This is a genomic window from Mesorhizobium sp. LNHC229A00 (assembly GCF_000502415.1).
Lineage (GTDB): Bacteria > Pseudomonadota > Alphaproteobacteria > Rhizobiales > Rhizobiaceae > Mesorhizobium.
This window is the reverse complement of sequence record NZ_AYWQ01000002.1, coordinates 304,551-317,862: the sequence shown is the minus strand read 5'-3', so window position 1 is coordinate 317,862 and position 13,312 is coordinate 304,551. Positions and strand designations below refer to the sequence as shown.

Annotated in this window: 14 protein-coding genes; 11 read left to right on the top strand and 3 right to left on the bottom strand. The window is 62.5% G+C overall.

Features of this window, described 5'->3' with window-relative positions:
* Nucleotides 1-65 precede the first annotated feature (65 nt).
* From X742_RS164860 to X742_RS164875, 4 genes are all read left to right on the top strand, one after another.
* Entirely contained in the window at nt 66-614 is a 549-nt protein-coding gene (locus tag X742_RS164860; protein WP_023770399.1) for an invasion associated locus B family protein, read from the top strand.
* Nucleotides 615-627: 13 nt separating this feature from the next.
* Nucleotides 628-1,296: a hypothetical protein gene (locus tag X742_RS164865; protein ID WP_023770398.1), complete on the top strand. Its 669-nt coding sequence runs from the start codon at nt 628-630 to the stop codon at nt 1,294-1,296.
* Between the two features lie 46 nt (nt 1,297-1,342).
* Nucleotides 1,343-1,804, top strand: a complete 462-nt coding sequence (locus X742_RS164870) for a DUF4189 domain-containing protein (RefSeq protein WP_023770397.1) — start codon at nt 1,343-1,345, stop codon at nt 1,802-1,804.
* A gap of 69 nt (nt 1,805-1,873) precedes the next feature.
* A complete protein-coding gene (locus X742_RS164875) occupies nt 1,874-2,419 on the top strand; it encodes an invasion associated locus B family protein (RefSeq protein ID WP_023770396.1) in 546 nt (181 codons plus the stop codon).
* A 125-nt stretch (nt 2,420-2,544) separates the two neighbouring features.
* Here X742_RS164875 and X742_RS164880 read toward each other — a convergent pair whose 3' ends face one another.
* The 3 genes from X742_RS164880 to X742_RS164890 form a co-directional block, all read right to left on the bottom strand.
* Nucleotides 2,545-3,855 (bottom strand): Nramp family divalent metal transporter, encoded by a 1,311-nt coding sequence (locus X742_RS164880; RefSeq protein WP_023770395.1) that lies wholly within the window; start codon nt 3,853-3,855, stop codon nt 2,545-2,547.
* 144 nt (nt 3,856-3,999) lie between these two features.
* Nucleotides 4,000-5,547 carry a GMC family oxidoreductase gene (locus X742_RS164885; RefSeq protein ID WP_031247663.1) on the bottom strand — a complete coding sequence of 516 codons (1,548 nt, stop codon included), beginning with the start codon at nt 5,545-5,547 and terminating at the stop codon, nt 4,000-4,002.
* A gap of 153 nt (nt 5,548-5,700) precedes the next feature.
* Nucleotides 5,701-6,543: a GntR family transcriptional regulator gene (locus tag X742_RS164890; protein WP_245273804.1), complete on the bottom strand. Its 843-nt coding sequence runs from the start codon at nt 6,541-6,543 to the stop codon at nt 5,701-5,703.
* On the opposite strand from X742_RS164890, the gene X742_RS164895 reads away from it, so the two are divergent.
* The 7 genes from X742_RS164895 (at nt 6,542) to fhmpcd1 (ending at nt 13,258) form a co-directional block, all read left to right on the top strand.
* Nucleotides 6,542-7,378, top strand: coding sequence for an alpha/beta hydrolase (locus X742_RS164895; RefSeq protein WP_023770392.1), 837 nt, complete (start codon nt 6,542-6,544; stop codon nt 7,376-7,378). The two genes, X742_RS164890 and X742_RS164895, sit on opposite strands and share 2 nt — an antisense overlap.
* Nucleotides 7,379-7,422: 44 nt before the next feature.
* The gene (locus X742_RS164900) at nt 7,423-8,562 is read left to right on the top strand and encodes an NAD(P)/FAD-dependent oxidoreductase (RefSeq protein ID WP_023770391.1); all 1,140 of its coding nucleotides are present in this window, start codon (nt 7,423-7,425) and stop codon (nt 8,560-8,562) included.
* A 141-nt stretch (nt 8,563-8,703) separates the two neighbouring features.
* Nucleotides 8,704-9,294, top strand: coding sequence for an amino acid synthesis family protein (locus X742_RS164905; protein ID WP_023770390.1), 591 nt, complete (start codon nt 8,704-8,706; stop codon nt 9,292-9,294).
* A gap of 30 nt (nt 9,295-9,324) precedes the next feature.
* The gene (locus X742_RS164910; RefSeq protein ID WP_023770389.1) at nt 9,325-9,783 is read left to right on the top strand and encodes a YbhB/YbcL family Raf kinase inhibitor-like protein; all 459 of its coding nucleotides are present in this window, start codon (nt 9,325-9,327) and stop codon (nt 9,781-9,783) included.
* 72 nt (nt 9,784-9,855) lie between these two features.
* Complete coding sequence (locus tag X742_RS164915) at nt 9,856-10,578, top strand: class II aldolase/adducin family protein (RefSeq protein WP_023770388.1); 723 nt, start codon at nt 9,856-9,858, stop codon at nt 10,576-10,578.
* A 113-nt stretch (nt 10,579-10,691) separates the two neighbouring features.
* Nucleotides 10,692-12,329, top strand: a complete 1,638-nt coding sequence (locus tag X742_RS164920; protein WP_023770387.1) for a choline dehydrogenase — start codon at nt 10,692-10,694, stop codon at nt 12,327-12,329.
* Complete coding sequence (gene fhmpcd1, locus X742_RS164925; RefSeq protein WP_023770386.1) at nt 12,329-13,258, top strand: 5-formyl-3-hydroxy-2-methylpyridine 4-carboxylate 5-dehydrogenase; 930 nt, start codon at nt 12,329-12,331, stop codon at nt 13,256-13,258. Before X742_RS164920 ends, fhmpcd1 begins: the two co-directional genes overlap by 1 nt.
* Nucleotides 13,259-13,312 lie beyond the last annotated feature (54 nt).

The following is a 13,312-nucleotide window of genomic DNA, read 5'->3' as shown; positions in this document are numbered from 1 at the left end:
GGCGAACCGGCCATGACAGGCCAGGCGCGAATCCGGGAAACCCGTTTGGTTTTCCCGGACTAGCCATGGCATTCCTGACCTGCTTGGCGCTTGCCGGCGGGCTGGCGCCGGCTGCCGCGCAGGCGGCTTCGCCCTATAGGGTCAAGCCGTCCGACGTGGTGGTGCCGCCGGGCGTGAAGCTCGGACAATACCAGCGCACCATCCGTCCCTTCGAGAACTGGACGCTGATCTGCGACGAGAACCTCAAGGCGCGCAAGAAGGTCTGCAACGTCTCGCAGGTGATCGAGGACGGGGCGGGCAAGATGGCGTTCAGCTGGTCGCTCGCCGCCACTCAGGACGGCAAACCCTACATGATCCTGCGCACCGCCCCAAACGCCAGGAGCGATGGGCTGGTATCGCTGAAGTTCGAGGGGCGCGCCGAATCCATCGACGTGCATTTGAACGGCTGCAACGAAATGGTCTGTGTCGGCATGCTGCCGGTGGGACCCCTGATGCGCCAGGAGATAGCGCAGAAGGCGACGCCGGCGATTTCCTATCCGACCGTCGATGGCCAGACCATTACCGTAACCGCAACGCTCAAGGGGCTGTCCGAGGCCCTTGCGCCAGTCAAATAACCGAGGCAGCACCGTGAGCCAGCAAGACCCGTTCATCTCCGCTACGCGCAGCAACCCGACCGTCGAACCGGACCGCAAGAGGACCGTCGAGCCGCCGCGGCGTTGGCCGCGCATCGTCGGATTGTCGCTGTTGGGGCTGATCATGATCGGCATCGGTTTTGCCGGCGCGAACTATGCCGCGATCGCCGGTCTGGTCGGCAGTCCGACGGCCGCACAGGCCGAGGTTGCCGCCGCTCCCGCGCTGCCGGACTCGCCCTTCCTCCAGCACGTGAAGCAGGCTGGCGTGCAGGCCTGCTCGACCGTCTTTCCGGTGCTCGGGCAGCTTTTGACGACCGGCACGAAGTATAGCGTCAAATCCCTGTGGAACGACCAGGCCGCCGACAAGCACGCTGTCCAGGCTTTTGTCGGCATGGACTATGCCACGGACCGTTACAGCGGGCCGGCCGCCGGCGTGGTCTTCGCTTCGCCAACCGCTTCGGGCTGCGAGGGGGCGATGGTGCGGGTGGCGCCATTCGCCAGCCCGTGCGCGGACATTCCGTCGGTTCTTCCGCAGGGCAGCAAGATCACGGATCATCTCGGACAGGTCGAAGTGTACGAGCTTGGTGGCAACACGGGCGAAGCCCTTCTGCTGCCGACGGGCAACACATGCGTGGTGATTTCCATCGCATCGGCGGCCAAGTGAGAATGTCAGGCGAATGGGCGAGGCGCCCTGGAAAGGATTGCGGACCATGAAATCGCGACGGTTGACAGTCTTGTGCATGGCCTTGCTGTGGAGCGGACAGGTCGTCTCGGCCGATCTGGCGGAGCCGTCCGAGCCACCGCAGGAGGAGAAAGGCATCTGGGCGGCAATCGCCTACTCCCAAACCGATACCAAATACGGCTTCTTCTGGGGCGCCGACAAACGGCAGGAAGCGAAGGACATAGCGCAGAAATATTGCGAGAATGCTGGTGGAAAGGCCTGCAACGTCGTTACGGTGTTCCGCAATCACCGCCACTGGAAGGACGATGACAGGACCGGATTCCCCTACAAGCATTGCGGCGCGCTCGCCGTGGCCGAAAAGGTGGAGAATCGGTTCACCCCCTGGGGCGTCAACTCAGCCGAAACCCGCCGGGAAGCGGAGGATCTCGCCCTGCAAGCCTGCGAGGCAGGGGGGACCCAATGCAAGATCCGCGAATGGGTCTGTACGTGACGGTAAACACGGCCCTGGAAGCCGCAACTTCGGGGCACTTGCCCGGCACCCAAGAGAAGGCAGCATTCATTGGTTCGTAGACAGCTTTTCCTGAAGGCAGCCGTGATCTGCGCGTCTGCCTTCTCAGCTCCGGTGCCGGCCGTTTTTGCGCAACAGCAGCAGGCGTCGCTTCCAAATGGCGCATCGTCGCTCCAGGAAACCTATCAGGACTGGCAGCTGGCCTGCGGCATGCAGGACAATGCCCGGGTCTGCACGGTCACGCAGGACCAGACGCAGAAAAACGGCCAGAGGCTTCTGGCCGTGGAACTGCGCGTGGGGCAGAAGGGCGGGCTGATCGGAACCCTGCTGCTGCCCTTCGGCATCCTGTTCGAGCCCGGCGTGATGCCTCAGATCGACGACCAGCCGCCCGTCGGGCCGTTGAAGTTCAGGACCTGCCTGCCGAACGGCTGCGTGGCGCTGTTTCCGATCGACCGGGCGCTGATGCAGAAGCTCAAGGCGGGCAGCGAGCTGAAACTCGACGTCACCACCGCGGCCGACACCAAGCTGAGTTTTCCGGTGTCGCTGAAAGGCCTTGGCGCCGCCCTCGATCGCATGGTCGCGCTGAGCGCACGTTGACGAGAAGATGCTCAGCGGCCCGTCACCGACGATGGTGCCGGTACGCGACTGCCGGCCGATACCCAAGGTCCTGGTTCCCCGCAGGCGCTCAGCATCATACCGGAGCCTGATCCGATCGCGTCATTTCAAAAGATCCATTGCAGCGCGAGGCCGATAACGGACAGTCCCATTGCTGTTGTCGCGAGCCAGCCGAGCAAGCGCAGCCAGCCCTCAACGGGGAATTCGCCCATGATGTCGGAACGCCCGGTCATCAGCATCATGACGACCATTACGGGGACCGCGCATATGCCGTTGATGACGGCGCTCCAGTATAGCGCCTTGATGGGATCGATCGGCGTCAGCATGATCCCCATTCCCAGCGCTACCGCGGCGGCCAAGGTGGCATAGAATGCCATCGCTTGCTTCGGCTTGCGCTCCAGTCCCACTGGCCAGCGGCGCGCCTCGCCGACGGCGAAGGCGGCCGAGCCGGCGAGAACCGGCACGGCAAGAAGGCCAGTGCCGATAATCCCCATCGCAAAAATCACAAAGGCGAATTTGCCCGCGACCGGCTCCAGGGCCTTGGCTGCGTCGGTGGAGGAAGCGATATCGGTCACCCCCGCCTTATGCAGGGTGGCGGCCGTCGTGACGATGATCGCAAGGGCGATCAGGTTCGAAAAGGCCATGCCCACCAGGGTGTCGGCGCGAATGCGCTGGAACGCGCGCGGCGCCTGCCACGGCGCCCATTTCAGCGGCTTGGCCTTTGGGTCGATCTTCTCCTCTTCGACCTCTTGCGATGCTTGCCAGAAGAACAGGTAGGGAGAAATCGTGGTGCCGAGTATGGCCAGAAGCGTCGTGAAGAACGCCCGGCTCCATTCCACGTGAGGAACAAAGATTCCCTTGAACGCCTCGGCCCATGGAATATCAGCCAGAAACGCGGCCACCACGTAGGCAAAGAGGCTCAGCGTTGTCCATTTCAGGACCGTCACGTAGCGGCTGTAGTCGAGAAAGACGATGGCCAAAACGCATGCCACGCCAAACGCAACGACATAGAGCGAGCTTGGGCCGCCCACCAGCAATCGCAGTGCGTCAGCCATCGCGCTCAGGTCCGCCCCGATGTTGATCACGTTGGCGGCGAACAAAAGCAAGGCTACAAAATACATCAGCGGAGACGGGTAGTGCCGGGCGAGGTTGCCGGAAATACCTCGACCTGTCGTCCGGCCTATTCGCGCTGCTATCTCCTGGATCGCGACCATGAGCGGAAATGTGAAGACCATGGTCCAGCCGACATTGAAGCCCAGCTGGGCGCCCGCCTGACTGTAGGTGCCGATGCCCGAAGGATCGTCGTCCGAAGCGCCAGTGATGAAACCGGGCCCGATTGTGCGCAACAATCGCTGGAACGGCCCCTTTGCCCGAAGGTTGCTCTGTTTCCCAGAGACTTCGGCGCTTATGTTGCTCATGCAGGTGCTCCAGAAACGGGGTCCCTTCCGTAATCCGCATGAAGCAAAATTCAACGATCGCCATTCGGTTCCGTTAGCAATCTCTGAAATGCCGTTGTGCCGTGTCGCCAGGTGGTTCTTGCTTTGCCGGCCATATGATATTTCTCAGGCGCGGGATCGCGCGAAGGTCTCGGCGATCGCGAGAACCGCGGCGTGTATAGGTCCGGCGGTGAGACTGGGCATGATCGAAGCGTCGACGACAAAAAGATTGTCGAGCGCCTTGAGCCGCAGATCCGCATCGACGACGGCGTCCGGGTCCTTGCCCGTCCTGCAAGTGCCACAGGGATGATGGTGCGTGATGCCCGACTGCGCGATGAAGTCGTCCATGTCAGCCGCACTGTTCAGGCTGCCTGGCAGGAGTTCGCGCTCGCGCCAGCCGGCGAGTTCATCCCGATGTCCGATCGTCCGGGCTGCCTCGAGCGCCTGGCGAAACAAGACGCGGTCCCGGCCGCTTTGCAAATATGCGGGGTTGATGATCAACCGATCATCGAGCTCCGGTCCGCTTATGCGCACGCTGCCGCGGCTCGCTGGATGGGTGATCCCGAACAGCAGCGTATATGCCGTACCGGCGGCAGGCGCCTGAAAGCTTTCGGAGACGATCGGCGCGACGCCGCAACCAACGACAATTTCGGGCTGACCGGTACCGGTGAACCCGTCGGCGCGCATATAGGCCATCGATTCCGAGTGCTGGAGCCGCGATGGAGGAACGGGCCTGCGGGCCGCATAAAGGTTGCCGGCGCCAAGCAGGTGATCCTGAAGGTTTCGACCGACTTGCGGCATATCGATCAGGCAGCCAACGCCGGCGGCATCGAGCATGTCGTGCGGACCGATGCCCGAGCGCATCAGCAAAGCGGGACTTTCCAGCGCGCCGGCGCAAAGCACAATTTGATCCGCGAGGATTTCGACGGGACCCTGTCGCCCCACGACTTCGAGACCGCGGACCCGATTGCTCGCCAGCTTAAGCCGCCGCACTCGCGTTGCCGTGAGGATGGTGAGGTTCTTGCGGCCTCTAACAGCCGGCGTGAGCCAGGCGTCCGCCACCGTAACCCGCCGCCCATCCCGAATGTTCAGGGAGTTCGGGGTGACGCCGATCATCTCTCCGCTGTTGTGACCTTCAAGACGCGGCAGGCCGAGCGAAGCGCCGGCTTCGACGAACGCGCGCGCGACCGGACTCACCTCGTCGGTCGGCAAATGGACGGGCATTGGTCCGCCCTTGCCGTAAAGGCCGTTACCGCCGAGCGGGTGATCCTCGATAGCCCGAAACACAGGCAGCAATTCATCCCAGCTCCATCTGTTATCGCCAGTCGCGTCGACCCATGCCTGGAAGTCCCGGGGATGACCGCGCATGTAGCCCATCGCGTGCAGGCAACTCGAACCGCCGATCACCCGCCCGCGCGCCCAGCGATGCACCCGGCCCGCGGTCCCAGCCTGCGGCTCCGTGCGATAGTCCCAATCGTAGCCGCGACCCTGAAGTGCCGGCCATGCGGCGGGGTTCCAGATATCGGGATCCGCCGCTTCTTCGCCTGCCTCGATCAGCAGAACGCGGCTGTCCGGCTTTTCGCTCAGTCGCGCTGCAAGCAATGCGCCCGCCGACCCGCCGCCGACGATGACGATATCGGCATCCCGTTCGCGCTCAAAACTCGCCCAGGTCATCATCACTCCAACTGACGCTTGCGTATTTGGATGGTCGGCAAGGGTGGCGCCTGACACGAGGTGGGCCCCCGTATCGAGCTGTTCGCGGACAGTCGTTCCGCGACCTCGTCAAAGGCTTCGGGTCTCAGGCGGAGCAACTGTCTTTCGCAAAACTCAAGTCGCGCTGTCCATGGACATCTTCGCTGCCGCTTTGGCCTTCAACAGGTGATTTTTGGAGGCTTTGCGGGCGGCCTTCTCGTCGCCGGCAGCGATGGATTCGTATATCTCCTTCATCTCCGCCAGGCTGCTCTGTGCCCTGCCATCCAATGACATCGATCGTCCGCGAAAGAAGCTGATCCTGGCCACCAGGCCCCGATGGACCTCCTCCAGGATCGGGTTGCCGCAATTGGCCAGTATGATCGAATAGAAGTCCGCGGCGGTCATGACCTGCGCCAGGCTGTCATTGCTGGACGCGGCCGCTTCGAATGCGGAAAGAGATTTCTCGAGTTCGCGCAACTGCTCCGGGGAAATTCTCGACGCGCATCGTCCCGCGGCCTCGACTTCCAGCAGCTCTCGAACCTCGTAGATGGCGGTTGCCACCTCCCACGTAAGCGACGGTATCGACGGCCCGCGGTTGGGGACGATTTCGATCAGGCGCTCGGCCTCGAGACTGCGCAAGGCCTCACGCAACGAAGGGCGACTGATTCCGAGTTGCGTGCACAGCTGACTTTCGATGAGGCGGCTTCCCGGCTGGAACAATCCGGAGAAGATGGCGAGCCGTAACTTGTCGACGGTCTCTCGTTGAACTGTTCGTGGGGAAATTCGCAAATTCAAATCTGGAGGCATCTCTAACGTCTCATCGGTTTGAGTCGCAATCTCCCAAGCAGCATACGTCACGCCGTGGGAAATAGCCAGATTGTCAAATCTGAAGATTGCAAGAATGTCAGACAATCGGCTTGACGTCCTTCTGGCTGTATGATCCTTTTGACCGAGACGGGCAGTGACGGTGAGGATCATGAACATTGCGGCGGAGATAGCTTGCGACGAATTTGGTTCGCGACGCATCGACACCGGCCGTATTGCCCTGAATGTGCGCGAGGCGGGCAGCGGCCCGTTGATGCTGTTGTTCCATGGTATTACCTCCAATTCCGCGGTCTTCACGCCGTTGATGGCTCGGCTTTTGGATCGCTTCACGACCGTGGCCGTCGACCAGAGGGGGCACGGCCTCAGCGACAAGCCGGAAGGCGGTTACGAGGCGAATGACTACGCCGACGACATTGCCGGCTTGATCCGTACCCTCGACCGGGGTCCTGCAATCCTCGTCGGACATTCGCTTGGCGCGAGAAACTCCGTCACGGCCGCCGTGCGACATCCAGATCTGGTGCGGTCGGTCATCGCAATCGACTTCACGCCCTACATCGAGACCGAAGCGTTGGATGCATTGGAAGCCCGGGTCAACGCGGGAAGCCAGCTTTTCGAGGATACCGAGGCCGTAGAAGCATATCTTGCCGGCCGTTATCCGAACATTCCCGGCGACGCCATCAGGATCCGAGCCGAGAGCGGCTATCATCGGGTCGACGGCGGGCTGCGGCCATTGGCGTCACCCGCGGCCATGGCCCAGACGGCCAAGGGCCTGCGATCAGACCTAGTGCCCGCCTATCGGGATGTGGCGAAGCCCGTCCTCATCGTTCGAGGCGAGGCGAGCAAATTGGTTTCGGCGGCGGCGCTGGCGAAAACAAGCCGGCTGCGGCCCGATCTGCCCGTGGTCGTCGTTCCGGGCGCCGACCATTACGTCAATGAGGTATCTCCCGAGATCACGCTGAAAGCGATCACGAATTTCATCGACGCCTGACGGCGCAGCATGCCGTCTTCTTGTACGCAGCATCAGGATAGAAAATGGCCAATGTAAATAAAACCCAGGGTAAGGCGCGCCGTGCCGAGGTCGCTGGCGGCGGCTTTGCCGGCCTGACGGCCGCCATCGCTCTGAGGCAGAACGGTTGGGATGTCAGGCTGCACGAAAAGAGCTCGGAGCTGCGGGCATTCGGGGCGGGCATCTATCTCTGGCACAATGGTCTTCGCGTGCTCGAAGGACTGGGCGCCCTGGATGATGTTCTCCAAGGTTCGCACACGCCCCCGACCTACGAGACCTGGATGCATAACAAGTCGGTTTCCAAGGAGACGTTCAACGGTCTCCCTTGGCGCATCATGACCCGGAGCCACCTGCATGATGCCCTGGTCAACCGCGCCCGCGCGCTGGGCGTCGACATATCGGTCAACTCGGAAGCGGTCGCCGCCGATCCGGAAGGCCGCATGACGCTTCAGAGCGGAGAGGTCCTCGAAGCCGACCTGATCGTCGGTGCCGACGGCGTTGGCTCCAAGGTCAGGGACTCCATAGGTTTCAAGCAGGACCGATGGGTTTCCAAGGACGGCCTCATCCGGCTGATCGTGCCTCGCAAGAAGAAGGAACTCGGTCACGGCGAGTGGGACAACACAATAGACATGTGGAACTTCTGGCCGCGCGTTCAGCGGATACTCTACTCGCCCTGCAACGAGAATGAACTTTATCTCGGCCTCATGGCGCCAGCCGCCGATCCGCGGGGATCGCAGGTGCCGATCGACCTTGAGGTCTGGGTCGAGATGTTCCCTTTCCTGGAGCCGTGCCTGGTCGAGGCGGCGAAGCTGAAAACCGCCAGGTACGACAAGTACGAAACGACCAAGCTTGACAGCTGGACAAGAGGCAAGGTCGCCCTGGTGGGAGATGCCGCCCATGCGATGTGTCCGGCTCTTGCCCAGGGCGCCGGTTGCGCGATGGTCAATGCCTTCAGCCTGTCGCAAGATTTGGAGACTGGCTCTTCGGTCGAGGACGCGCTCGTCGCGTGGGAAAAGCGCATTCGCCCGATCACCGATCGCTGCCAGGCCCTGTCCGGCGACTATGCGGCGAACCGCTCGCTCTCGAAGGGAAACATGTTCACGCCGGCGGCATTGGAAGCAGCCCGCTACGACCCGCTGCGCGGCGTCTTCTCATGGCCGCAGTAGCATCGGACGAGCCGCTCAACGAATTAATCGGCGCGCGCGCAAGCTGCGCTCCCTTCAGGAGACCAAGATGAACTATTCCAGTGAAGTCGAACGGGATTACGATGTCAGGGGTTGGTACGCCTCGGTCCAGGAAANACCAAGATGAACTATTCCAGTGAAGTCGAACGGGATTACGATGTCAGGGGTTGGTACGCCTCGGTCCAGGAAAGCCGGCATGATGGCGGCGAGCCTGGCGAGACTCTCGTCAAAGTCGCGACTGGCGTGGTCATCCGCAATCCGTTCGCCGGAAAGTTCGTCGCCGAACTGTCCGACCTTACCAATCCCAGTTCAGCCATCGGTCATGCGCTCGGCGAGCGGGCCGTGGCGCTGCTCGGCAACAGGCCGGTCGAAAGCTATGGCAAGGGCGGTATTGCTGGCACATCCGGCGAGCAGGAACATGTCGTGGCCTGCATCACCACGGTGTTCGGAGATCCGCTTCGCCAGCAAGTGGGCGGCGGCAAGGCCTGGATCTCGTCGGTCAGCAAGGTCGCCGCAGCCGGCACATCCATCGATATCCCGCTTGCCCATAAGGACGAGCTCTACATCCGTTCCCACTATGATGCCGTCACATTTTCCGTGCCGGATGGCCCGCGCCCCGATGAGCTTTTGATCTGCGTGGCCGTCGCATCGGGTCCGCGCGTTCATCAGCGCGTTGGGGGCAAATCCGTCGCCGACCTCAAGGCCGGTGTCTAGTTCGATCGAAATTGGCGAAGGACGAATTCCATGCCCCTGAACATCAAGGACCTCAAGATTACGTCGGCGGATTTCAAGCCGCTCGGGAAGTTGCGCGACGAGCATGCCGGCGACAAAGGTAATGTGTTGCCCAGGCTTACGGTCAGCGGCGTGCCCGCAGGCACGAAGGAACTCGCGGTCATCTGCCATGATCCCGACGCTCCCTTGCCCAACGGCTTCACGCATTGGGTCGTCTACGGCATCGATCCGTCGACGACCGATCTTTCGGACGCGCAGGAGAAATTTCGCGTCGGGCCAAACGGCGCCGGCGGCAAGCAGTATTACGGGCCCCAGCCGCCTGTAGGCCATGGACAACATCACTATTACTTCTGGGTCTATGCCCTGGACACCAAGGTCGAAGGGACGCCTACCAGGGAGGAGTTCCTGCAGAAATATGCCGGAAACATCATCGAGCAAAATCGGATCGTCGGCCTCTACGAAAACAAGTGAAGTCCGCGGCATCGGCGACCGATAACAACAACAAAAATAGTCGCCAGCGCCGCGCAATGGGAGAATTTGGAAATGAAAGACAACAGCCCAGCGCACCAGACGGTCTTCGAAGAGCTGGTCACGGCGACGAAGATCCTTCTGAACGAAGGCATCATGGATACGTTCGGGCATATCAGTGCCCGTGACCCCCAGGATCCCCAAAGCTTCTTCCTGGCGCAGAAGCTTGCTCCGAGCCTGATAACCGTCGACGACATCCAGCGTTTCAATCTCGACGGCGAGACGTCGGACAATCGCCCGTCCTATCTTGAGCGCTACATTCACAGCGAGATCTACAAGGCGCGGCCCGACGTTCAGTGTGTGCTCCACACCCATTCTCCGGCTGTCCTGCCGTACTGCTTCGTCGATACGCCGCTTCGGCCGGTCACCCACATGGGAGCTTTCATCGGCGAGAAAGTCCCGGTCTACGAGATTCGCGACAAGAATGGCGACGAGACGGATCTCTTCGGCGGCAGCCCTGGGATTTGCGCGGATATCGCCGAAAGTCTCGGCAACCAGACAGTGGTGCTCATGGCTCGGCATGGCGTGGTCAATGTCGGCAACTCCGTGCGTGAGGTCGTCTTCCGGGCGTTCTATCTCGAGCAGGAAGCGGCAGCGCTCACGGCCGGCCTGCGGATCGGCAATGTCAAATATCTATCGCGGGGCGAGATAAAGACGGCAGGAAAACTCGTCGGCGCCCAGATCGATCGAGGATGGAATCACTGGTCGCAGCGTCTGAGAGAGGCCGGCCTGGCCTAGTGCCGGCCGCCTTGAGGAATACCTAGTCCATCCGGCCGTGGCCGGGATGGTCCAGGCTCGGCTTCAATAGTTCCCTGGCGCAGGAGCGCCGGACCAAGGCAATGAAACGCACCATGCCGCACACGGAAAGTTACGACTACATCATCGTTGGCGCCGGATCGGCCGGTTGCGTGCTCGCCAACCGGCTGAGCGCCGACCCCGGATGTTCGGTGCTGCTGCTCGAGGCCGGCGGCTGGGATCGCGACCCCATGATCCACATACCGCTTGGCTGGGGCAAGATCCTGACCGAGCGCCGCCACGACTGGATGTATTTCTGCGAACCGGAAGACAATGTCGGCGGACGCAGGGTCGAGTGCGCCCGCGGCAAGGTGATCGGCGGGTCTTCATCGACCAACGCCATGGCCTATGTGCGGGGAAATCGCGGCGATTACGACCGTTGGGCGGCCAGTGGGCTCCGTGATTGGTCATACGACATGGTCCTGCCCTATTTCCGCAAGCAGGAAAGCTGGGAAGGAGGCGCGAACCACTTTCGCGGCGGCACTGGCCCGGTCAGCACCCAGTTCTGCCGTTACAAGGACCCGCTGATCGACGCCTTTGCGCAAGCGAGCGTGCAGGCAGGATATCCACAGACGGACGACTACAATGGTGAGCGACAGGAAGGTTTCGGCCGCCTCCAGATGACGATCTCGAACGGTCGGCGCAGCTCGACCGCGTCCGCTTATCTGCGGCCGGCCCTGAAGCGGCCCAATTTGACTGTCCTGACCGGAGCGATGGCGACAAAGATCACGCTGGAGGGCACGCGCGCCGCCGGGGTGGTTGTGAACCATGGCGGCGGCCAACGGTCGGTCGTCGCCCGCAAGGAAGTCCTGCTCTCGGGCGGCGTCGTCAACACGCCGCAACTTCTGATGCTGTCCGGCATAGGGGCGCCAGAGGAACTCGCGGCGCACGGTATCCAGACGCGGGTTAACCTGCCGGCTGTCGGCAAGAACCTGCAGGATCACGTCTCGGTCATCCTCATGTACCGGCGCCGCGGGCCGGTCGGCCCTTTCCTTCGCAACATGCGTGCCGATCGGATCGGGTTCGATTTCGCCAAGACCTACTTCACGGGACGAGGGTTCTCGGGAGATGTGCCAGGCGGGGTGGTCGCGTTCCTGAAAAGCGGCCCGGAGCGTCCGTTGCCGGATGTGCAACTGCTGTTCACGGCCGCCCCGCTCGCCGCGTGGCCGTATTTCGAGCCGTTCAAGGCGCCATTTCCGGACGGGTTCGCCACACGGATCGTGGCGACACAGCCTGAAAGCCGGGGCGCGGTGAAATTGGCCTCGGCCGATCCTCTCGCGGCGCCGTTGATCCACCAGAATTTCCTCGCCTCGCCGAAGGATTGGGAGTCGCTTCGGGCCGGCTTCCGAGTGGCGAGGGACCTCGCGTCGCAGCCCTCCATGCAGCCCTTCATCGAGGCGGAGTTTTTCCCTGGCCCGAAGTGCCAGAGCGACGACGAGATCGATGAGCATATCCGCAAGACCTCCATCACCGTGCATCACCCGGCGGGAACCTGCCGGATGGGCGCCGACGCGGCCTCGGTCGTCGATCCGCAATTGCGGCTTCGCGGCGTCGAGGGCCTGAGGGTGGTGGACGCTTCCGTCATGCCCGACCTGGTCTGCGGAAACATCAATGCGGCGGTGATCATGATCGCCGAGAAAGCGGCCGATCTCATCGCGGCATCAAAAGCAGCAACGCAAAGCAGGGCAGCATAATGATCCAGCGTATCGCCATCATCGGTCTGGGTACGATGGGGCCTGGCATGGCCGCTCGGCTCGCCAGGGGCGGCCTGCAGGTCGTCGCCTACGATGTTGCCCCGGGCGCGATCGAGCGCGCGGGGTCCATGCTGGGCGTGGCCGAGGGCGTTCTCGACGCCCTGGGTATCGCGGTGCCTCCGGCCGGCGCCGGAACGGTCCGCTTCACGGATGACATTGCAGACGCGGTATCGGGCGCCGACCTCGTCATCGAGAACGTTCCTGAAAACATTTCGATCAAGGCCGATGTCTATCGCACGATCGACAGCCTGATCGCATCGGACACGATCGTGGCGTCCGACACGTCGGGCATCCCGATCACCAAGCTGCAGGCGCACATCTCCCATCCCGAGCGGATGGTGGGCATGCACTGGTCGAACCCGCCGCATATCATCCCGATGATCGAGGTGATCGCCGGTGAAAAGACCGCGCCGCATATCGTGACGACGATTCGCGACCTGATCCGCTCGATCGGCCTCTTGCCGGTGGTGGTGAAGAAGGATGTTCCGGGCTTCGTCGAAAACCGCGTGCTCTATGCGCTGCTGCGCGAAGCGGTCGACCTTGTCGAGCGCGGTGTCATCGAGCCGGAAGATCTCGACACCTGCGTGTCCTGGGGCATCGGCTACAAGATCGCCGTGATCGGGCCGATGGCGCTGCTCGATATGGCGGGCCTCGATATCTACAAGTCCGTCTCGTCCTTCCTCAACGCCGATCTCTCCAATCGCGACGATGTCGCGCCGATGGTGTTGGAAAAGACGAACGCGTCGAAGCTCGGCATCAAGTCGGGGGAGGGCATGTTCTCCTACACGCCCGAGCAGACAAAGGCGCTGCAAGGCGAACGGGCGCGCAAGCTCGTCGCGGTGCGGCGCATCCTGGAGGGCCGGGAGTAGCCATGGCACATCGTGCTCACAAGGCCGGTCGGGCTGGGGCGCCGCATGGAGGGC